Annotated in this window: 17 protein-coding genes; 11 read left to right on the top strand and 6 right to left on the bottom strand. The window is 62.1% G+C overall.

Features of this window, described 5'->3' with window-relative positions:
- The first annotated feature begins 34 nt into the window (after positions 1–34).
- Genes KHO33_RS30530 through KHO33_RS30550 form a run of 5 tightly spaced genes read left to right on the top strand, consistent with a single transcriptional unit; the run spans position 35 to position 5,465 of the window.
- Positions 35–1,276: an ABC transporter substrate-binding protein gene (locus tag KHO33_RS30530; protein WP_200566578.1), complete on the top strand. Its 1,242-nt coding sequence runs from the start codon at positions 35–37 to the stop codon at positions 1,274–1,276.
- A 9-nt stretch (positions 1,277–1,285) separates the two neighbouring features.
- Positions 1,286–2,227 (top strand): carbohydrate ABC transporter permease, encoded by a 942-nt coding sequence (locus KHO33_RS30535; RefSeq protein ID WP_054038822.1) that lies wholly within the window; start codon positions 1,286–1,288, stop codon positions 2,225–2,227.
- Positions 2,227–3,138: a carbohydrate ABC transporter permease gene (locus tag KHO33_RS30540; protein WP_093632942.1), complete on the top strand. Its 912-nt coding sequence runs from the start codon at positions 2,227–2,229 to the stop codon at positions 3,136–3,138. The genes KHO33_RS30535 and KHO33_RS30540 overlap by 1 nt, the downstream gene beginning before the upstream one ends.
- A gap of 11 nt (positions 3,139–3,149) precedes the next feature.
- Positions 3,150–4,361: an ABC transporter ATP-binding protein gene (locus KHO33_RS30545; RefSeq protein ID WP_200566577.1), complete on the top strand. Its 1,212-nt coding sequence runs from the start codon at positions 3,150–3,152 to the stop codon at positions 4,359–4,361.
- 48 nt (positions 4,362–4,409) lie between these two features.
- Positions 4,410–5,465, top strand: a complete 1,056-nt coding sequence (locus KHO33_RS30550; protein WP_200566576.1) for a LacI family DNA-binding transcriptional regulator — start codon at positions 4,410–4,412, stop codon at positions 5,463–5,465.
- Positions 5,466–5,539: 74 nt separating this feature from the next.
- Here the strand turns inward: KHO33_RS30550 and KHO33_RS30555 are convergent, their stop codons facing one another.
- Together KHO33_RS30555 and KHO33_RS30560 are read right to left on the bottom strand one after the other, a co-directional pair.
- Positions 5,540–6,397 carry a PA4780 family RIO1-like protein kinase gene (locus KHO33_RS30555; RefSeq protein ID WP_054038817.1) on the bottom strand — a complete coding sequence of 286 codons (858 nt, stop codon included), beginning with the start codon at positions 6,395–6,397 and terminating at the stop codon, positions 5,540–5,542.
- A gap of 236 nt (positions 6,398–6,633) precedes the next feature.
- On the bottom strand, positions 6,634–7,554 hold the full coding sequence (locus KHO33_RS30560; RefSeq protein ID WP_200566575.1) for a LysR family transcriptional regulator: 921 nt from the start codon (positions 7,552–7,554) through the stop codon (positions 6,634–6,636).
- Positions 7,555–7,678: 124 nt separating this feature from the next.
- On the opposite strand from KHO33_RS30560, the gene KHO33_RS30565 reads away from it, so the two are divergent.
- The 3 genes from KHO33_RS30565 (at position 7,679) to KHO33_RS30575 (ending at position 11,530) form a co-directional block, all read left to right on the top strand.
- Complete coding sequence (locus tag KHO33_RS30565; RefSeq protein WP_200566574.1) at positions 7,679–8,866, top strand: M20 aminoacylase family protein; 1,188 nt, start codon at positions 7,679–7,681, stop codon at positions 8,864–8,866.
- 154 nt (positions 8,867–9,020) lie between these two features.
- Positions 9,021–10,199, top strand: a complete 1,179-nt coding sequence (locus tag KHO33_RS30570) for a porin (RefSeq protein WP_200566573.1) — start codon at positions 9,021–9,023, stop codon at positions 10,197–10,199.
- Positions 10,200–10,213: 14 nt separating this feature from the next.
- The gene (locus tag KHO33_RS30575; RefSeq protein WP_200566572.1) at positions 10,214–11,530 is read left to right on the top strand and encodes an MFS transporter; all 1,317 of its coding nucleotides are present in this window, start codon (positions 10,214–10,216) and stop codon (positions 11,528–11,530) included.
- Positions 11,531–11,540: 10 nt separating this feature from the next.
- Here the strand turns inward: KHO33_RS30575 and KHO33_RS30580 are convergent, their stop codons facing one another.
- Complete coding sequence (locus KHO33_RS30580) at positions 11,541–11,906, bottom strand: antibiotic biosynthesis monooxygenase family protein (RefSeq protein WP_200566571.1); 366 nt, start codon at positions 11,904–11,906, stop codon at positions 11,541–11,543.
- Between the two features lie 474 nt (positions 11,907–12,380).
- Between KHO33_RS30580 and KHO33_RS30585 the strand changes: the two genes are divergently transcribed.
- Complete coding sequence (locus KHO33_RS30585) at positions 12,381–14,093, top strand: SulP family inorganic anion transporter (RefSeq protein ID WP_200566570.1); 1,713 nt, start codon at positions 12,381–12,383, stop codon at positions 14,091–14,093.
- A 40-nt stretch (positions 14,094–14,133) separates the two neighbouring features.
- Here KHO33_RS30585 and KHO33_RS30590 read toward each other — a convergent pair whose 3' ends face one another.
- The 3 genes from KHO33_RS30590 to KHO33_RS30600 form a co-directional block, all read right to left on the bottom strand.
- Positions 14,134–14,493, bottom strand: coding sequence for a hypothetical protein (locus KHO33_RS30590; protein WP_054038812.1), 360 nt, complete (start codon positions 14,491–14,493; stop codon positions 14,134–14,136).
- 69 nt (positions 14,494–14,562) lie between these two features.
- Positions 14,563–15,201, bottom strand: a complete 639-nt coding sequence (locus KHO33_RS30595) for a LysE family translocator (protein ID WP_200566569.1) — start codon at positions 15,199–15,201, stop codon at positions 14,563–14,565.
- Positions 15,202–15,394: 193 nt separating this feature from the next.
- Positions 15,395–16,270 (bottom strand): LysR family transcriptional regulator, encoded by an 876-nt coding sequence (locus KHO33_RS30600; RefSeq protein WP_200566568.1) that lies wholly within the window; start codon positions 16,268–16,270, stop codon positions 15,395–15,397.
- 155 nt (positions 16,271–16,425) lie between these two features.
- On the opposite strand from KHO33_RS30600, the gene KHO33_RS30605 reads away from it, so the two are divergent.
- Positions 16,426–16,860 carry a VOC family protein gene (locus KHO33_RS30605; RefSeq protein ID WP_175050182.1) on the top strand — a complete coding sequence of 145 codons (435 nt, stop codon included), beginning with the start codon at positions 16,426–16,428 and terminating at the stop codon, positions 16,858–16,860.
- A 428-nt stretch (positions 16,861–17,288) separates the two neighbouring features.
- Positions 17,289–20,513, top strand: coding sequence for an efflux RND transporter permease subunit (locus KHO33_RS30610; protein ID WP_200566567.1), 3,225 nt, complete (start codon positions 17,289–17,291; stop codon positions 20,511–20,513).
- Positions 20,514–20,532: the final 19 nt, after the last annotated feature.

The raw sequence follows: 20,532 nt of genomic DNA on the forward strand, positions 1-20,532 counted from the left end.
TTGGAACACGGGCGCAAAGCCCGGGGGAGACGGAATGCACAGCAGAAAAATGGTCTTGCGAGGCGTGGTTGCGGCACTGGCGTTATACGGCATCGTCGCGCACGCGGCGGAACCCTTGAAGGCCAACGTAATCCACTGGTGGACCTCCGGCGGCGAATCCGCCGCGATCCGCCAGTTCGCCGATGCGTACAACAAGGCCGGTGGCCAGTGGGTCGACAACGCGGTGGCCGGCGCCGATCAGGCGCGCTCCACCGCAATCAACCGGATCGTCGGCGGCGATCCACCCACCGCCGCGCAGTTCAATACCTCCAAGCAGTTTCACGACCTGATCGATCAGGGGCTGCTAAACAACGTCGACGACGTCGCCGCGAAAGAAAACTGGAACGGCGTGTTCCCGCAATCGATCATCGACAGCATCCGGGTGAAGGGTCACTACTACGCCGCGCCAGTCGATATTCACATGCCGGCCTGGTTCTTCTACTCGAAGCCGGTGTTCCAGAAGGCCGGCATTGCCGCCGAGCCGAAGAGCTATGGCGAATTCCTCGCCGATCTCGGCAAGCTGAAAGCGGCGGGCGTGATCCCGCTCGCGCTCGGCGGTCAGCCGTGGCAGGAAAAGATCACGTTCGACGCGGTCTTCGCCGACGTCGGCGGTCCCGATCTCTATCTGAAGGTGTACCGCGATCGCGATATGAACGCGGTCAAATCGGATGCGTTCAAGAAGGTGCTCGCGCAGTTCAAGCGCTTGCATGATTTCGTCGATGCGGGCTCGCCTGGCCGCAACTGGAACGATGCCACCGCGCTGGTGATTTCCGGCAAGGCGGGCGTGCAGATCATGGGTGACTGGGCCAAGGGTGAATTCTCGGCGGCCAACCAGACTGCCGGCAAGGACTTCGGTTGCTTCCCGGGTTTCGGTCCGCATTCGCCTTATCTGGTTGCGGGCGACGTGTTCGTGTTTCCGAAAACCGACAACGCCAACGCAATCAAGGCGCAGAATCTGCTTGCCACGGTGATGACCTCGCCGGCCGCGCAAGTCGCATTCAGCGCGAAGAAAGGCTCGATTCCGATTCGACCCGATGTGGACGCGAGCAGTCTCGACATCTGCGCGAAGGAGGGTATAGCGATCATGAAGGACAAGTCGCGTCAGTTGCCGAATCCGGAAATGCTGCTCTCGCCTGACACGCAGGGCGCGTTGATCGACGTCATCACGAACTTCTGGAACAAGAACCAGTCGGTCGACGATGCGCAGAAGGCGTTTGCCAGTGCGTTGAAGAGCTAGGCGCTCAGCATGCACGCGCTCAAGCTGCCAGCCGCCGACTCGAGTCATCGCAAGGGGCCGCTGAAAAAGCCGCTAAAAAAGCGTTTACCGATAGCGGCATGGCTGGCCTTGCTGCCGATGGTCCTGACCGTCGTGTTCGCGTATCTCGGCACGATGGTCTGGACCGCGCGCGTATCTCTCAGCAATTCGCGCACGTTTCCTTCCGGCGACTTCGCGGGCCTCACGCAGTACACGCGGCTCTTCAATAACGACCGCTGGTTGCTGTCGCTGCAAAACATCGTGATCTACGGTGCGTGCTTCATTGTCGCGTGCATGGTGATTGGTTTGCTGCTGGCGATTTTCATCGACCAGCGCGTGGTGGCCGAAGGCGCGCTGCGGACGGTGTTTCTCTATCCGTATGCGATGTCGTTTGTCGCAACGGGTCTGGTCTGGCAGTGGATTCTGAATCCTGAGCTGGGTGCGCAGGCCGTGCTGCATAAGCTCGGTTTCGTGCATGCGCGCTTCGACTGGATCGTCGATCAGGATTGGGTGATTTACACCATCGTCATCGCGACGGTGTGGCAGGCGTCCGGTCTCGTGATGGCGCTGCTGCTGGCCGGCTTGCGCGGTATCGACGACGAGCTGTGGAAAGCCGCACGTATCGACGGGATTCCGCGTTGGCGCGTGTATGCGAGCATTGTCGTGCCGATGCTCGGGCCTTCCCTGTCCACAGCCTTCGTGCTGCTCTTCGTGATGGTCGTGAAGCTTTACGATGCTGTGGTCGCGATGACGCAAGGCGGCCCCGGCACCGCGAGCGAAGTGCCGGCGAAGTTCATCATGGATTACCTGTTCGGCCGGGCCAATATCGGCCTCGCATCGGCCGCGTCGATCGTGCTGCTGGCTACGGTGCTGGCAATTCTCGCGCCGTTCTTCTATGCCCGCAGCCGCGCTGCGTTGCGCAAGGAGGTGTGATGAACACGCTCAGTCCGCCACTGAAGGGGGGCACGCCGAGCCGGGCACGCCGGCGTCGCCGTTCGTTTACACCCGCACGCCTCGGCGTCTACGCGTTTTTACTCACCGCCGCGTTGTTCTTCCTGTTGCCGTTATACGTGATGCTCGTCACATCGGTGAAGCCGATGAGCGAGATTCGCCTCGGCAATCTGCTCGCTTTCCCCGCGCATTTCACACTCGATGCATGGAGCGCCGCGTGGCAATCCGCCTGTACGGGACTCGATTGCAACGGTATCCAGGTCGGCTTCTGGAATTCGGTGCGTATCGTCGTGCCCAGCACGGTGTTATCGATCGTGATCGGCGCGGTGAACGGCTATGCGCTGTCGTTCTGGCGGCCGCGCGGCGCAGGGTTGCTATTCGGCGTGCTGCTGATGGGCGCCTTCATTCCCGTGCAGGTGATGGTCTATCCGCTCGTGCGCGTGCTCGCGAGCGTGCATCTGTTCAGTTCGCTGCCGGGTATCGTGGTGATCCACACCATCTTCGGCATGCCGGTGATGACGCTGCTGTTTCGCAACTATTACGCGTCGATTCCGCAGGAGCTGTTCAAGGCGGCGCGCATCGACGGCGGCGGTTTCTGGCGCATCTTTTTGCAGCTGATGCTGCCGATGTCCACGCCGATCATCGTCGTCGCGGTCATCATGCAGGTGACGGGCATCTGGAACGACTTCATTCTCGGCCTCGTGTTCGCCGGCACGAAAAACCTGCCGATGACGGTGCAACTGAATAACATCATCAATACGACGACTGGCGAGCGGCTCTATAACGTCAATATGGCGGCGACCATTCTGACCTCCATGGTGCCGCTTGCGGTCTACTTTATTTCGGGCCGCTGGTTTGTGCGCGGCATTGCGTCCGGCGCCGTCAAGGGATAGGGCGATAGAGCATGGCAAACCTGGCTAATTTGATCAATGCGGCAGACGTGGCTAATCCGGCGGATGCAGCGAATGTCGGCCACGTGGCGGACACCGCGGGCCTGTCGAATCCGGCCAACGTATCGGTGCGCAATCTGAAGATCCAGCTCGGCGCGAATACGGTGATCGAGAATCTCAATCTCGATGTGCGTGCGGGCGAGTTCGTTGTGCTGCTCGGCCCATCGGGTTGCGGCAAATCCACTTTGCTGCACAGCATTGCGGGCCTGATCGACGTGACCGACGGGAGCATCGAAATTGCCGGGGAAGACATGACCTGGGCCGATCCGAAAGATCGCCGTATCGCGCTGGTGTTCCAGTCATATGCGTTGTATCCGACCATGAGTGTCGAGCGTAATCTGTCGTTTGCGTTGCGCATCAACGGCACGCCGAAGGCGGAGATTGAACGGCGTGTCAAACGGGCGTCCGAGATGCTGCAACTCGGACCGCTGCTCAAGCGCAAGCCCGCGCAACTCTCCGGCGGCCAGCGGCAGCGCGTGGCGATCGGCCGTGCAATCGTGCGCGAGGCCGATGTGTTCCTGTTCGACGAGCCCCTCTCGAATCTCGACGCCAAATTGCGCACCGAATTGCGTCGCGAACTCAAGCAATTGCACCAGCGTCTGGGCGCGACAATGATCTACGTGACCCACGATCAGGTCGAAGCGATGACGCTCGCCACGCGCATGGCCGTGATGTGCGGCGGCGTGATCCAGCAGTTCGGCACGCCCGCCGAAGTCTATGCACGGCCGAACAATCTGTTTGTCGCGACGTTTCTGGGCTCGCCGGCAATGAATGTGCTCAAGGGCACGCTCGAGACGCGCGACGGCGCGCTACACTTTTGTACAGCGGATTTGCAGCTCGATGTGTCGCACTATCCTTTCAAAAACCTGCCAACGGATCGTCTGTCTTGCGTACTCGGCGTACGAGCGGAAGACGTGCACGCGGGGGAAGGGTCAAGCGGCTCAATCGGATCAAGCGGCTCAAACACAAAAATGAGCGAGCGCGCGAACATTTCACTGATCGAGCCGATGGGCAACCACCGTGTCATTTGGCTCGACTATCATGGAGTGCAAATCGCGTCGATCGACCAGACAAAGACACCGGTGGCGATAGGGGATGCCGCGACATTCTCGTTCGATGGCGCTCATATTTCGCTGTTCGAGGAAGAAGGCGGCGCGCGTCTGTAGTGACGGGATTCAGCGTCGTTGAATACAACAGGCTTGACGGAGAACCGCGTGGCAACACTCAAGGATGTCGCGGCACTGGCCGGCGTCGGCATGTCGACTGCCTCACGAGCCATTTCCGGTAAGGGACCCATTTCAGCCGATGCCGCCGCGCGCGTGAAGGCCGCGATCGAAGCGCTGAATTTCCGGCCGTCGTCCATCGGCCGGGCCATGGCGACGCAATCGCTCGGCATGATCGGTATTTTCGTGCCGACTTTCTTCGGCTCCTACTACGGCACGATTCTCAAGCAGACCGACACCGAACTGCGCGCGGTGCGCCGTCACGTGGTGGTGGCGACGGGTTGCGGGGAAGTGTCGCCGCGCGAGCAGGCCATCGAGGCGGTGCGTTTTCTGATCGGCCGTGATTGCGATGGCGTGGTGGTGATCAGCCACGATCTGCACGACGAAGATCTGGACATGCTGCATCGCATGCATCCAAAGATGGTGTTTCTGAATCGCGCGTTCGATCAGTTGCCGGAAGCGTCGTTTTGCGCGGATCATCGGCGCGGCGGCGAACTGGCGGCACGCACGCTGCTCGATTACGGGCATCGGGACATTGCGGTGATTTCCGGGCCGTTCAGCGCCTCGGACAATCACACGCGGCTCGAAGGCTTCTTTGCCGAATTGTCGCGCGAGGGCATTGCGCGCGAGGACGTCACGCTGATCGAATCGGACTTCTCGCCGGAGGGCGGTTACGCTGCCGCGCAGAAACTGCTCGATTCGAAGCGGCGCTTCACCGGTCTCTTTTGCGCGAACGACACGATGGCGGTGAGCGCGCTGGCGCGTTTCCACCAGGCGGGTATTGCCGTACCGGACGAGGTCTCGGTAATCGGCTACGACGATGATTATTCGGCCGCCTATGCCGCGCCTGGGCTTACCTCGGTGCACATCCCGACGGCGGAGTTGACGCAGAACGCCGTGCGCTGGCTGGTCAATCAGTGCTACCGGACCTCATGGGAGATCATCCGCGAGTTTCCGGTGAGCGTGACGATGCGGGAATCGGTGGGGCCGGCACCGGGGGCGTCGTCAAGCAAAGTCAAGGCGGCCAGCTACCGCATCGCGTCGTAGCGTCTTCGTGAAGCGGCACGCTGGTGCCGCTGATTGGCCGCTGACGTGTTGTGCAGGGCTTGCTTTGGCCCCGCTTACGTCCCGCTGCGCAGCGACTGTTCGTAGCGCAGGCGTGCTTCTTCGTCGAGGCGCGTGTCTTCGAGTTCCTGCAGCACGGCTTCGAGATCGATCGGCGTGGTGTCGAGTTCGACGCGGCCGGTCAATTTGGCATCCACGTGCAAGGCGCCTGCTTCGTACAGCGACCAGATTTCCTTGCCGTAGCTCGTATCGAGCAACGCGGGCGCGAACTGGCCAAAATACGTGGCGAGATTGTTCACGTCGCGCTCCAGCATGGCCGGGGCTTCCAGATTGCCGGCGGCATCCACGGCTTGCGGCAGGTCGATGATCACCGGACCGTCCGCCGCGAGCAGGATGTTGTATTCGGACAGGTCGCCGTGAATCATGCCGGCGCACAGCATCCGCACCACCTGGTTGAGCAGCAGCGCATGCAATTCGAGCGCACGCGCTTCGGTCATCTCGACATCGTTCAAACGCGGCGCGACGTCGCCGTCCGCATCGGTCACCAATTCCATCAGCAAGACGCCGTCCGTGCAGATGAAGGGCTGCGGCACGCGCACGCCGGCGTTGGCGAGCTGGAACAGCGCATCGACTTCCGCGTTCTGCCACGCCTGTTCCTGCACTTCGCGGCCATAGCGGCTGCCTTTTTCCATCGCGCGCTGCTGGCGGCTGTTCTTGACCTTGCGACCCTGCTGATAGGACGCGGCCTGGCGGAAACTGCGCTGTTTGGCGTCTTTATAGACCTTCGCGCAGCGCGTGGATTCGCCGCTGCGGACCACGTAGACGGTGGCTTCCTTGCCGCTCATCAGCTGCGAGATGACTTCGTCGATCAGGCCCTCTTCGACGAGCGGGAGCAGACGTTTAGGTGTTTTCATGCGGCCACCGGAGCGCGGTGGGGGGCGGATCGGCCGTGTGCGGCCGATTGCGAGGGGAGGTGGTGCGGGATTCGGATCATGCCGGATTATAAGGGCTATGGGGGAGGTGGCCTGTGTCAGCTACGGAACAGATGTGTCCGGGCTGTCGCGGTCTGTCCGATACTTCAGGCAAACCGGACGTTTTTGCCTGAACTATCGGACAGACAAAGACGTGGAATGACCGGCGAGCGCGTGCTTCAAACCCCGGCACGCGCCATCGGCCGCTTCAACAACGGCCCAATCGCCTGCTCGATGCAGTGGACGAAATACTCCGCCGGCCGAGTCAGTTGCGATTCCTGCGGTGAGAGCAGATACAACTGCAACGGTGGTGGCGCGACCGGCAGCGCGAGGCGCACGAAGCTCTGCCCAAGCGCGGTTTCTTCGAGCGAATGCGTGGTCCACGCGAAGATCGCGTCGGTGCTGATGGTCAGGCTGTAAAACAGCGCGTACGACGTGCAGCGCGTGATTCGCCGGGGCGGCGTGAGCCCGGCGCATTCGAACATCGCGCGGATAAAGCCCGGGTAGTTGTCCGTCACGTCGGTGTGAATCCACTCGGCTTCCTGCACCGCCTCGAGCGACGCCGCGTCCGCATAGGGACTCTGCGCGCGCGTCACGAATACGGTTTCGAACGAGACCATCCGTTTTACGCTGCCCAGATCGCTCACCGGCCGCGCGAAGGCGGCGAACGCCAGATCCAGCGTGCGATTGCGGAGTTGCTCGTGCAACTGGTTGAAACCCAGTTCGCGAAACTCCAGCGTCACCATCGGCCAGCGTTTGCGAAATTCGACAAAGGCTTCGGTAAGCCCCGTCGTGCCGACAATCGGCGTAATGCCGATCACCAGGCTGCCGTCGCGCAGCCCCTTCAGATGCGCCATATCCTCCTCGGCGCGCTCCATCTCGCGCACCACGGTGCGCGCCCGGCTCACCAGCGCCGCGCCTTCTGCTGTGGGCACGACGCCCCACGGATTGCGCTCCAGCAGCCGCACGCCGAATTCCGTCTCCAGTTCCCGCACTGCCTTCGTGATGGCCGGTTGCGTCACGAACAGCGCCTTGGCCGCGCCGTTGATGCTGCCCGTCGAGGCAATGGCGACCAGTGCTCGCAGATGATGAATTTTCATGATGCGGAATATAGCACTGACAGTTATGCGTATCAAAATTTGTGCTTATTTGTTTTCGGGCCGGATCTTTACGCTTTGCTTCGACGGTTGCGAAACGACAGCCGACTTAATCGGAGCACAACGAATGACGCAGTCTTTTCCCCAGCTTCTCGCCGAACTGCGCGAGACCGAACACGAATTCATTGCGATTCGCCGCGATATCCACGCGCATCCCGAACTCGGCTTTGCTGAAACGCGCACCGCCGAACTGGTCGCACGCAAGCTCGCGGAGTGGGGCTATACCGTGACGACGGGTGTCGGCGGCACGGGCGTGGTCGGCCAATTGCGGCGCGGCACGTCGAGCCGAACGCTCGGCCTGCGCGCCGACATGGACGCGCTGCCGATCCAGGAAGCCACCGGCCTGCCGTACGCGAGCACCGTCGCGCAGACCATGCACGCGTGCGGCCACGACGGCCACACCGCGATCCTGCTGGCCGCCGCGCACCGCCTTGCGACCCGAGGCGACTTCGACGGCACGCTGAACGTGATCTTCCAGCCGGCGGAAGAGGGACTGGGCGGCGCCTCGAAGATGATCGAGGACGGTCTTTTCACGCGTTTTCCCTGCGATCAGGTGTTCGCGCTGCACAACGCGCCCGGCCTGCCGGTCGGTCATTTCGCGCTGCGCCACGGCTGCGTGATGGCCTCGTCCGATTCGGTGACGATCACCGTGACTGGCAAAGGCACGCACGGCGCGATGCCGCAGTTGGGCTGCGATCCGATCGTCGCGGCGGCCAACATCGTGCTGGCCTTGCAATCGATTGTCGCGCGCAACATTGAGCCGACTCGCGCAGCCGTAGTGACGGTCGGTGCGATGCACGCCGGCAGCGCACCCAACGTAATCCCCGAAACGGCGACGCTGAAACTCTCGGTGCGCGCGCTCGATTCGGAAACGCGCGACCTGGTCGAAGCGCGGATCCGCAGCATCGCGCAGTTACAGGCGCAAACCTACGGCGCCACGGCCGAAGTCGACTACCGGCAGATCTCCCGCCCGCTCGTCAATCATCGCGGTGCGGCCGACCTCGCGATCGAAACCATCGAAGCCCTTGCGGGCCCGCAGGGCTACACGCTGATGCCCGATGCGGTGATGGGCAGCGAAGACTTTTCGTGGATGACCGAAGTGGTGCCGGGCTGCTACGTGGTGCTCGGCAACGGCGTCGACTCGACAGGCGGTTGCGCGGTTCATAACCCGGCATACGACTTTAACGACGCGGCGATCAGTTGGGGGGCCGCTTACTTCGTCGGACTTGCCGAGCGCTGTTTGAGCGTGCCCTGAGCGTTGCTTGAGCACGGCCTGAGCACTGATCGAGCACTGCCTGAGCACGGTTCACGCGCCGGGTTTCGATCCGGCGTCCAGCGCGCTGGAATCTTCAGTTCCGTTTTGCACTTCATTTCTAGCCATCAATTGCACGCGAGGAGTAGGGAGACCCATGAAAAGATGCATCGCAATGAGCGCGGCACTGCTGACGCTCGGCACTCACACGGCGCAGGCCGAGCCGTATCAGATCACTTTGCTGAGCGCGCTGCCGGAGTTCAACGGCAGCCTGCGCGAAGGCGTGGCGTTATACGGGTCGGTCGATATGGGCATCAACTATCAGACCGTGGGCGGCAAGTCGCTGGTGCAGACCCAGAGCGGCGGCGAATGGACGTCGAAATTCGGCGTCTTCGGACGGGAGGATCTGGGCGGCGGTCTGCGCGCCGAATTCAACCTGGAAAGCGGCTTTCTCGCCAACAACGGCGCGATGCAGGACAGCACGTCACTCTTCAATCGCCAGGCATGGGTGGGGCTGAATTCGTCGACGTATGGACGCGTGCGCTTCGGCAAGCAGATCGGCACGGGCTTGCCGCTCTTCGTCGACGTGTTCGGCACGGTGGGCACCAACTCGGCTTATACGTGGCTCGGCACCGCTGTCGTGCAGACGCCGAAGGGCGTCGGCTACAACAGCGACCTCGGCGCCGGCGCGACGCAACTGTCCGCGCGGGTGAATAACGCGATCACGTATCTGTCGCCGAGCTTTGCGGGATTCAGCACGGAACTGATGTACGCGCCGAGCAATGTGGCCGGGCAGTCGCCGGCAGCGGCGGCGCAGGGCGCGTTGCTGCAGTGGTATGACGGTACGACTTACGTGACGGGCACTTACAACCAGGTGTGGGGCGCAACCGGAGCGAGCGGCACGAGCACCGTGCGTAACGACCTGTACGGTTTTGGCGTGGTGTACGACACCGGGAAAATCGTGCTGTCGGGCGCGTTCAACCAGTACGCGCCCAGGCTCGCCAACGACGGCATCGCGCGCGTCTATACGCTCGGCACGATCTGGCCGGTCGGGCGCAATGCGTTTCGCGCTTCGGTGGTGTATCGCGATACGTCCGGCGTGCACGACTCGGCAAACAATCCCGCGAAAGATTCGGCATTCGGCGTAATGCTCGGCTACGACTACACCCTCTCCAAACGCACAGGGCTCTACGCGCGCGCCGGCTTCATCCGTAACTACGGCATTTCCACCGTACTGCTGAACAATAACCCGCTGCCGACGCAAACCGGCAGCACCGCACCGGAACTTGGCACGACGCCGGTCACCGTGTCGCTCGGCATGTATCACAACTTCTAGGCGTGAGTGTTCCCATGAATGCAATCCAACACACCACTAGTGCTGTCGCGACCGAGGTGACCGACGTGACCGACGTGAAAGAGCGGCACGCGTCGCGCCGGACCGTCTTCGCCGCGGCGCTCGGCAACGGCCTTGAGTTCTTCGACTTCACGGTCTACAGCTTCTTCGCCGCAGTGATCGGCAAACTCTTCTTTCCGGCCGGCAGCGACGTGGGCGCGCTGATGATGTCGCTCGCAACCTTCGGCGTCGGCTTCGTCGTGCGGCCGCTCGGCAGCATCGTGATTGGCGCGTATGCCGACCGCGTGGGCCGCAAGCAGGCCCTCGTGCTCACCGTTTCGCTGATGGCGCTCGGCACGGGCATGATCGGCCTCGCGCCGACTTACGCGACGATCGGTCTGGCGGCGCCGGCGATCATCGTGCTGGGCCGTTTGCTGCAAGGTTTTTCGGCGGGCGGAGAAGTGGGTGCGGCGACCACCTTGCTGATGGAGTCGGGCAGCGCGGGGCAGCGCGGTTCGCTCGTGAGCTGGCAGATGGCCTCGCAGGGCGGCGCGGCGCTGGCCGGTGCGTTGGTGGCGGCGACGCTCTCGCGCAGCCTGTCGCACGAGGCGTTGCTTGCATGGGGATGGCGTGTGCCGTTTCTGATTGGTCTTTTGATCGGTCCGCTAGGTTTCTATCTGCGCAAACATCTGGACGAAACCTTGCCTGCCGCGCAAGCAGTGAAAGCGGCCCGGCCTGACGCGGCCCGACCGAAGGCTCGCATCGAATGGCGGCAGATCGTGGCAGGCACGATGCTGGTGATCGGCGGCACTTCGTCGATGTACGTGATCGTGTTTTTCCTGCCGTCGTTCCTGACGATGACGACTGGCATGCCCGCCGCGGTGTCGCTGCTGGCCGGTTGCACGGCGGGCCTCGTGCTGCTGATCGGTTCGCCGTTCGCCGGCCGTCTCGCCGACCGCATGCCGCATCGCAAGACTTTGCTGTACGCGGTCTCGGTGGTGTCGCTGGTCGTGCTGCTGCCGGCGTTTCACGCGATTAAAACCTGGCCGTCGATCTACACGGTGGTGCTGGTCGTGTTCGTGCTGATCGGCTTGATGACGCTTTCGAGTCCAGCGGGTTTTGTGCTGATTCTCGAAGCGTTCAAACCGGAAGTGCGGGCGACCTCGCTCGGCATCATCTACGCGCTGGGCGTGACGATTTTCGGCGGCTTCGCGCAGTTGATCGTCAGCGCGTTGTGGCGCATGTCCGGTAGTTTTTACGCGCCGGCGTGGTACGTACTGGCGTGCGGACTGGTGAGCTTCGCCGGCGTGCTGCTGTTCAAGGAAGCGAAATAAGGCTGCACTTTCATGGTGCGGGCGATGTGGCCTGGGCAGGCGGTGCATCCTGTACCTGATGGTCCGCTGCAGGATGCGCAAAACCTGCATCGCCGTAAGTGCGCAGCACCTCGGAGATGATCACCTGGTAACCATCGAGCCAGTTTGCCTGCGCCGCTTTCGCTTCCAGATGCGCGGGGTGCTGCATCAACGCCTGCAATGCGTCGAGCGACGCCCAGTAGTACACATTCGACGTCAGTCCAGTCGACGCGTTTTCCCACGCCTCTTCGCCGAGATAGCCGGGAATGGCCTTGGCGGCGGTGGCGATGGTCTCGTCGAGCCGGTAGAAGCGTTCGTCTAATTGTCCCGTGGCGAAGATGAAAGTTGACGTGTACATGGCGTAACCGGTTTGTAGGTGGGCGAACGTTTGCGCATCATAGCGCACGGTGTCGAGTGCACATTTTTTCGCGTTATTTGCCGCGTTTTCAGGGGTATTCTCACGCGCCACCTGCCGCCCGGCAGTAACGGCGTTGTAATAGTCCGCAACAGTGTTTTGCGTTTTCCCTCATTCATTTCGCACGGCAATCGCTTAAACTGCGCGGTAACAAATTGTTACGGGGTGCGAGATGTTGGCCGTGTTCATCATCGCCTGTCCGATCTGCATCGCTGCGCTGTTCGGTTTCGCGCGGCACGTGGATCCGCTGACAGGGCAGTTCAGGCGTTAGACCCAAAATGGCGCATTTCGGCAAGGGTGTTCAAGCCATTGCCGGTTTTAGCCATTTTCTTTAGCCGATCAAAGCCTCAACCCTTGCCTTGGCGTGCCGAGTCACGGCACGATGCGCGATAACCTAAGTTTGGGGCACTATCGCGTATGCGGGATTTTCTGGCAAACATCACTGCGCGCCTTGGCGTTTTGAAGGGCGTGCTTCCTTTGAGCCGTGCCGCGGCGGCGCGCGATGCGCTGGCCGGCGTGCAGCTTGCGTCGATGGATATTCCGCAAGTGCTCGGCTATGCGCGCATTGCCGGCATGCCGGCCGTTACCGGTCTTTACACAGTCTTTCTGCCGCTTATCGCGTTTGCGTTCTTCGGCGCGTCGCGGCACCTCGTCGTGGCTGCCGACTCCGCCACTGCCACCATTTTCGCGAGCCGCCTCTCGACCATGGCGCCGGCTTCGAGCGCGGAATATGCGGCGCTCGCCGGAATGGTCGCCTTGCTCACTGCCGCGCTTCTGCTCATCGCGCGGATTTTCAAGCTCGGTTTTCTCGCTGACTTTCTTTCGCGCACGGTGCTGGTCGGCTTCCTCGCCGGCGTCGGCGTGCAGGTCGGCATCGCTATGCTGGGCGACATGTTCGGCGTTCCCGGGCATGCCGCGAACAGCGTCGGCCAACTCGCGCTCGTGGTGCGCGAGGCGGCGCAGATCAATCTGCCGACGCTCGCTATTTCCGCGCTGGTCGTAGTCTCCATTCTGGTTTTCAAGCGCTTCTTGCCACGCCTGCCGGTGCCGTTGATTGCGGTGGTGGCGGGTATTGCCGCAAGCGATATTTACGGTTTCGCGGCCCACGGCATTTCAGTGTTGGGACCGGTGGCAGGGGGACTGCCACCGCTGCGCATGCCGTCGGTCACGTGGCAGCAATTACTCGATCTGCTGCCGGTCGCCGCCTCGTGCTTTGTGATGATCGTCGCGCAAAGCGCCGCCGCGAGCCGCGTATTTGCCGAGCGCTATCACGAGACTGTCGATACCAATGCCGACCTGCTGGGTATTGCCGCTGCCAACGCCGCCGCCGCGTTTTCCGGCGCCTTCGTGGTGAACGGCAGTCCGACGCAAACTGCTATGGCCGATCGCGCCGGCACGCGCAGCCAGTTCGCGCAGGTCGCGTTCGCGGTGGTGGTGGTCGTGGTGCTGCTGTTTTTCAGCCGTTATTTGCAATACCTGCCGCACTGCATTCTGGCCAGCATCGTGTTTACGATCGCCATCGGCCTGATCAATCTGCAGACGCTGTATTCGATCCGCCGCGAAAGTCCCGGTGAATTTACGCTGGCCGTGTTTACCGCCGCGGCGGTGGTGCTGATCGGTGTCGAGCACGGCATTCTGGTGGCGGTGGCCTTATCGCTGCTGCGGCATGTGCGGCATAGTTACCGGCCGCACACCATGGTTCTCGTGCCCGGCGAAGGCGGTGTCTGGATGCCGGTGCCGGCCGCGCCCGGACTCCAGACCGCACCGGGTCTGATCGTCTATCGCTTTGGCTCCGACCTGTTCTATGCGAACGACCACTTTTTCGTCGACGATGCCCGCCGCCTGATCGATCACGCGCCGAGCCCGGTGCACTGGTTCGTGATCGATTCCGGTGCGATCACCGATCTCGACTATTCGGCGGCGCGTTCGGTCGGCGAGTTGTGCGAGGCGCTCAAGCGCAGCGGCGTCGAAGTGTTTTTTGCGCGCGTGAATCAGTATCTGCGCTCGGATATGGACCGGCATGGCATCACGCCGACCGTCGGCGCAAACTGCATTTTCAGCACCTTGCATGACGCGCTGCGCGTGGCAGGCGTGGAGCAGCCGGGTACGCAGACCAAAGCCGCGTCCTAAACGTCATTCTGGTTTGCTTGGTAAGACGCCGTGGATTGCTTCAGGTCTGCGGCTCTTCATCGGCAAAGAAGTAGCCGATAAAAAAGCACGCGCCTGCAAGCAGGGCGCCAAGCACGGCCACCGTATAGGCGAGCGCCGTACCGTGCCAAAGACTGTCGAACCACTGATGAAGCTGCGCCATCACGACGGCCGCGTTACCGCCGATGCGCTGCAATTCGATCTGATAGCGCGGGTCTGCGATGCTGTACATGGAGACGGCGCTGTCTGGCGCCGGCGCCATGGCATAGATGATCGCCCCGGCGATCAGACCGGCGAGCAGCGCGACGACGCCCGCCAGATAAAGCCGTTTTTGCAATGGCGAATGTTTCGCCGCCGGATTCAGGTCATTGCCACTGCTCATCGTGTTCGCTTACCCGCTCGTGTCATCAGGGTGACAGTATCGCAGAGCGGACGCACCTCAAAGTCGCGGCTAGCTTTTCGACGTCAGCAGTTTGATCCCCGCAATGCCGAACATGATCGCGAGCGACCCGTCCAGCCAGCGACGGATCGCGACGTAAATGCGCCGTGCGGACGCGGTTGAAAACAGCACCGCGTAGCTGCTGAACACGGATACACCGATCACCATGCAGCCGAGCACCACCGGCTTGGTGTGCGACGCGCCGCCTGCCGGCGACATAGCCAGCGAAACGATCGAGAGCCACACCAGAATCGCTTTCGGATTGGTGAGATGCAGCAACAGGCCGCGCAGATAGAGCCGTTTGAGCGGTTCGCCTTCGCGTGCGGTATTCGTAGGCAACTGCTCCGCGCTGAATGCCGTGCGGGCGGATTTGAAGCCGAGCCACAGTAGATAAAGTCCGCCAGCGATCTTGATCGCCACGAGGCATTCCGAGTAAGTGGCGAGTACCGCCGACAAACCGAGCGAAGCCAGCAAGGCCCAGAAGAACGAACCGGACACCACGCCGAGCGCGAAAGTGAGTGCGGATTTTCTGCCGGCGCTCATCGCCAGCGACATGATCGCGAGATTGCTCGGCCCCGGACTCGCCGTGCCGACGAAGTAGGCGCTATAGGCGATCAGGACATCGGCGGTGAGGAAGGAGCTGGCGGTCATGGGCGTGTGAACCTCGGCGAGGGGCAAACTGCGCCGCTCGTTGCGGCAGGGGAAATTGCATGGATCGATGCGCGAACAACGATTCTGCTCGTCCACCCGCGAATCTCACAGGTACAGTTGATTGCCTGTGCGGCGGCACAATCGGGCGTTGGTGGGGCAACGCGGCGCAACCCCGGCCGGGCACTCAGCCAACTCAGCCCGCCGCCGCCGTTCCGATGCAATCCGCCAGCGCCCCCGCCACCGCTTGCCGGCTGTGCCGTGGACGCTGCACGAGCCCGATTTCACGATGAAACGTCGCGTCGCCGAGTTCGAGCGCAGTGACATTGGCGGGCCACTTGCCCAATCCCGCCGTATTCGGAATCAGCGCCACGCCGATGCCGCGCGCGACCAGTTGCGCGATACCCTGCAACTCGTCCAGCTCGATCACGTCGTGCACGTTCAGCCGCGCGCGCCGTAGAAACCGGTCGACCAGCTTGCCGCCGAACGACCCGCGGTCGTAGCGGATGAACGGTTCGCTCCTGAGCAGCTCGCGCCAGGACGGCGTGCCGCGCGCGAGCGCCTTGGGCACCAGCAGCACGAACGGTTCGGTGACGAGCGTGCGCCATTCGAGTTCGGACGGCAGCGCGAACGGCGGTTTGATGATGACGGCGAGATCGAGCTCGCCCGAGTCCACCTGCCCGAGCAGCCCCAGCGACACGCCCGGCACCACGCGAATCCGCCAGCCCGGGCGATCGTCGCGAAAGCGGGCCAGCGCGTCGGCGAGAAACGACACCTGCGCGGACGCGATCGCGCCTACCCGCAGCATCCCGCTTTCGGCCGCTCCCGTGCCGCGTTCCGAGAGCCGTGCATAGAGCGTCATCATTTCTTCGGCGAGCGCGAGCGTTTCGCGGCCGGCGTCGTTGAGCGTGGCGGAGCGGCCCGTGCGGTCGAACAGCGCGAAACCGAGTTCCTCTTCGAGCCGCTGCATCTGCGCGCTCACGGCGGATTGCGTCAGGCCGATGCGCGCGCCCGCACCGGAAAACGTGCCGTACTGGCTGACGGCGATAAAGGTTCTGAGTTCGCTGAGCATCGTCGATTAATCGATTTTGGTGTTGGTCAGGTCAAATATATATCGTTTCTCACCATTTTTAGTCATGGTTAGAATTTGCCTCACGCGTGTACCTTTCCGGGCCGCTTCATTGACCGATACACGAACCCCCTTTACCTTCAGCGAGTTTTCCCATCATGAGCGTTGCCGACACCGTTTTGCCGCCGTTCCATCTGGCGTTTCCCGTGCATAGCCTCGCCGCCGCCCGCGAGTTCTATGGCGAGCTGCTCGGCTGTCCGGAAGGGCGCAGTTCCCCGGATTGGGTCGACTTCAACTTCTACGGCCATCAGATCGTCGCGCACCTCGCACCTGAGGAAATCGGCCACCGTCAGACCAGCAAGGTCGACGGCGACGCGGTGCCGGTGCGCCACTTCGGCGCGGTGCTCTCGATGGCGCAATGGCAGGCCGCCGCGGACAAGCTGCAACAGGCCGGCATCGACTTCATCATCGAACCGCATGTGCGCTTCAAGGGCGAGGTCGGCGAACAGGCGACCATGTTCTTCCTCGATCCGTCGGGCAACGCGCTGGAGTTCAAGGCGTTTGCCGATATGTCGTCGTTGTTTGCGAAGTGATGACGGTGCAATGACGTTGGCAACATAAGCCGGCGGTTCGAAATGCAAAAAGGCAGATCAACCTTGATGGTTGACCTGCCTTTTTTGCTTGACGCCAAAGCTCAGCGATTCACCGGCCGCACCGGAATGAACACCAGAATCGCCGCCTGAGTGTAAGGTATTTGCTTAGCGTAATTTATTCTGAAGACATGTCTCGCGGCACGTCGGCGAGACATGCCTTTAGCAATACCCTTAAAAGAGCCTATCTCCACCTCATCAATCGTTTGCGCAGCACGATGTTGCATGTGTTTGACGCGCTGCCTATCCTTACATTAGCCTTCCTGACAATTTAGCCATTTTGGCGCCATGCAGGCGTTGGTGCTATCGATCTAGCATAGGTACGGATTCACCCATCCCATCCCTTACCTGCATTCTCTCGGGCGCGTTTCATGTGGATCGTCAACGTTGCGCTTAAGCGGCCATACACGTTCATCGTGATGGCCATTCTGATCTTGCTGGCGACGCCATTTGTGCTGTTGACCACGCCGGTCGACGTGCTGCCGGAGATCAATATTCCGGTGGTCAGCATCATCTGGAATTACACGGGCTTGTCGGCCGAAGACATGGCCAACCGCATCACGTCCGTCAACGAGCGCAGCCTGACCACCACGGTCAACGACATCGAGCACATTGAATCGCAGTCGCTGGCGGGCATCACGATTCTCAAGGTGTTCCTGCAGCCGAACGCGAATATCCAGACCGCGATCGCGCAAACGGTGGCCGTCGAACAGGCGCAGCTCAAGCAGATGCCGCCAGGCGCGACGCCGCCTCTGGTGATCAGCTATTCGGCCTCCAGCATTCCGGTGATCCAGCTCGGTTTGTCGAGCCCGAAGCTCTCCGAGCAGGCGCTCAACGACACGGCGCTGAACTTCCTGCGCCCGCAACTGGTGACGATTCCGGGCGCGGCCGTACCGTACCCGTACGGCGGCAAATCGCGCTTGATCTCGGTCGACCTCGACACGCGCGCCTTGCTCGCAAAGGGCCTGACACCTTCGGATGTGGTCAGCGCGTTCAACGCGCAAAACCTGATTCTGCCGACCGGTACGGCCAAGATCGGGCCGAAGGAATACACGATCAATATGAACGGCTCGCCCGCCACGGTGGAAGGGCTCAACGATATTCCGGTGCGCACGCTCAATGGCGCGACGACGTACCTGCGTGAAGTTGCGCACGTGCGCGACGGCTTCTCGCCGCAGACCAATATCGTGCGGCAGGACGGACACCGCGGCGTGCTGATGTCGGTGCTGAAGAACGGCAGCGCCTCGACGCTTTCGATCGTCAATACACTGCAAGGCATTCTGCCGGCCGCGCGCGCCGCGTTGCCGCCGGACCTGAACATCACGGCCCTGTTCGATCAGTCCGTGTTCGTGAAAGCGGCGGTGCAGGGCGTGGTGCGTGAGGCGCTTGTTGCCGCGGCATTGACCGCCGCGATGATCCTGCTGTTCCTCGGCAATTGGCGCAGCACCTGCATCATCGCGATTTCGATTCCGCTGTCGATTCTGTCCTCGCTGATCGCCCTGCACGCGCTCGGGCAAACCATCAACATCATGACGCTGGGTGGCCTTGCGCTCGCGGTCGGGATTCTGGTCGACGATGCGACGGTGACGATCGAGAACATCGAACGGCACCTGCATATGGGCACAAATCTGCACGACGCGATTCTCGACGGCGCCGGCGAAATCGCGATCCCGGCGCTCGTTTCGACGCTGTGTATCTGTATCGTGTTCGTGCCGATGTTCTTCCTGACCGGCGTCGCGCGTTATCTGTTCGTGCCGCTTGCCGAAGCGGTGGTGTTCGCGATGCTCGCTTCGTACGTTCTGTCGCGTACGCTGGTGCCGACGCTCGCCATGCTGCTGATGGGCCATGCGCACAAGCCAAAAGCCGATGCGAGGCCGAGCGTGTTCCGGCGCATCTACCTGCGTTTCGATCACGGCTTCGAGCGCATGCGCTCCACCTACATCGTGATTCTCAGCAGCGTGCTGGTGCGGCGCGGCATGTTCGGCAGCCTGTTCCTCGGTTTCTGCGTGGTGTCGATGGGTCTGGTTTTTGTGCTCGGAGAAGACTTCTTTCCGAGCGTCGACGCCGGCGACATTCGCCTCCACATGCGTGCGCCGACCGGTACGCGCATCGAGGAAACCGCGCGTCTCGCGGACGAAGTCGAGAAGGTGATCCGCGAGGTTGTGCCGGTCGACGAACTCGGCACGATCCTCGATAACCTCGGTTTGCCGTATAGCGGTATCAATCTTTCATATAGCAACGCGGGCACGATCGGCACGCTCGACGGCGAAATTCAGGTGGCCCTGAAAGAAGACCACCACCCGACGCAAATCTACATGGACAAACTGCGCGCGATCCTGCCGCAGCGTTTTCCGGGCGTCGAGTTCTTCTTTCAACCGGCCGACATCGTCACGCAGATTCTCAACTTCGGCTTGCCCGCCGCCGTGGACGTGCAGATTTCCGGCGCGGACCAGCAGGGTAACTTCGACGTCGCGCGCAAGCTGCTGAAACAGGTACGGATGATTCCCGGCACCGTCGACACCCACATCCAGCAGAAACTGGACGAACCGGCGATCAATCTTCAGATGGATCGCACGCGCCTGCAACAACTCAATCTGAGTGCAAGCAATGTGGCGCAAAATGTACTGATCTCCTTGTCGGGCAGTTCGCAGACGTCGCCGGGTTTCTGGTTCAACAACAAGAACGGTGTCGAATATAGCGTCGCGGTGCAGACGCCGCAGTATCAGATCTCGTCGATCGATGAGTTGTTGCGCACACCGGTCTCGGGCTCGGCCAACGGTCCGACGCAACTGCTAGGCAATCTGGTGCGGGTCTCGCCGCAGAATCAGTTCGCGGAAGTCACGCACTACAACATCAGGCCGGTGATCGACCTGTACGTGAGCGTCGAAAAGCGCGACCTGGGCAGCGTGGCCACGCAGGTCGACAAACTGGTGAACAACGTGCGGGCCTCGTTGCCGCGCGGCAGCCAGATCACCTTGCGCGGGCAGGTGCAGACTATGCGCAGTTCGTTCTTCGGTCTCGGGATCGGCGTGGCGATGGCCATCGTGCTGGTGTACCTGCTGATCGTGGTGAATTTCCAGTCGTGGGTCGATCCGCTGATCATCATCAGCGCGTTGCCCGCGGCACTGGCGGGCATCGTATGGATGCTGTTCCTGACCGGCACGCACTTGAGCGTGCCCGCCTTGACGGGGGCGATCATGACGATGGGTGTCGCTACCGCCAACAGTATTTTGATGGTGTCGTTCGCGCGCCAGCGGCTCTCCTCCGGTGCGCCGCCGCTCACCGCCGCGCTCGAGGCCGGCGCTAGCCGGATCAGGCCGGTGCTGATGACGGCGTTCGCGATGATCATCGGCATGATTCCGATGGCGCTGGGTCTCGGCGAAGGCGCCGAGCAGAATGCGCCGCTGGGCCGCGCGGTGATTGGTGGTTTGCTGTTCGCCACCGTGTCCACGCTGTTTTTCGTGCCGCTGGTGTTCGCAAGTATTCATACGCGCCTCGCGCGTCGCCATCGCGACGATGACGACTCGGATACCACGGGTGGCCACGGCAACGACGGCCCCGCGCCTGAGCACGGCGGCGCAGGCAAGCCCGCGTAACGTTCAATGTAAATGACGG

Origin of the sequence: Paraburkholderia nemoris, from assembly GCF_905221015.1 — a bacterium.
GTDB lineage: Bacteria > Pseudomonadota > Gammaproteobacteria > Burkholderiales > Burkholderiaceae > Paraburkholderia > Paraburkholderia nemoris.

Bases quoted from the DNA above. Each gene is read 5' to 3' on its own strand.
- KHO33_RS30530 (WP_200566578.1), top strand. From the start codon at position 35: ATGCACAGCAGAAAAATGGTCTTGCGAGGCGTGGTTGCGGCACTGGCG.
- KHO33_RS30535 (WP_054038822.1), top strand. From the start codon at position 1,286: ATGCACGCGCTCAAGCTGCCAGCCGCCGACTCGAGTCATCGCAAGGGG.
- KHO33_RS30540 (WP_093632942.1), top strand. From the start codon at position 2,227: ATGAACACGCTCAGTCCGCCACTGAAGGGGGGCACGCCGAGCCGGGCA.
- KHO33_RS30545 (WP_200566577.1), top strand. From the start codon at position 3,150: ATGGCAAACCTGGCTAATTTGATCAATGCGGCAGACGTGGCTAATCCG.
- KHO33_RS30555 (WP_054038817.1), bottom strand. From the start codon at position 6,397: ATGAAAACACCTAAACGTCTGCTCCCGCTCGTCGAAGAGGGCCTGATC.
- KHO33_RS30560 (WP_200566575.1), bottom strand. From the start codon at position 7,554: ATGAAAATTCATCATCTGCGAGCACTGGTCGCCATTGCCTCGACGGGC.
- KHO33_RS30565 (WP_200566574.1), top strand. From the start codon at position 7,679: ATGACGCAGTCTTTTCCCCAGCTTCTCGCCGAACTGCGCGAGACCGAA.
- KHO33_RS30570 (WP_200566573.1), top strand. From the start codon at position 9,021: ATGAAAAGATGCATCGCAATGAGCGCGGCACTGCTGACGCTCGGCACT.
- KHO33_RS30575 (WP_200566572.1), top strand. From the start codon at position 10,214: ATGAATGCAATCCAACACACCACTAGTGCTGTCGCGACCGAGGTGACC.
- KHO33_RS30580 (WP_200566571.1), bottom strand. From the start codon at position 11,906: ATGTACACGTCAACTTTCATCTTCGCCACGGGACAATTAGACGAACGC.
- KHO33_RS30585 (WP_200566570.1), top strand. From the start codon at position 12,381: ATGCGGGATTTTCTGGCAAACATCACTGCGCGCCTTGGCGTTTTGAAG.
- KHO33_RS30590 (WP_054038812.1), bottom strand. From the start codon at position 14,493: ATGAGCAGTGGCAATGACCTGAATCCGGCGGCGAAACATTCGCCATTG.
- KHO33_RS30595 (WP_200566569.1), bottom strand. From the start codon at position 15,201: ATGACCGCCAGCTCCTTCCTCACCGCCGATGTCCTGATCGCCTATAGC.
- KHO33_RS30600 (WP_200566568.1), bottom strand. From the start codon at position 16,270: ATGCTCAGCGAACTCAGAACCTTTATCGCCGTCAGCCAGTACGGCACG.
- KHO33_RS30605 (WP_175050182.1), top strand. From the start codon at position 16,426: ATGAGCGTTGCCGACACCGTTTTGCCGCCGTTCCATCTGGCGTTTCCC.
- KHO33_RS30610 (WP_200566567.1), top strand. From the start codon at position 17,289: ATGTGGATCGTCAACGTTGCGCTTAAGCGGCCATACACGTTCATCGTG.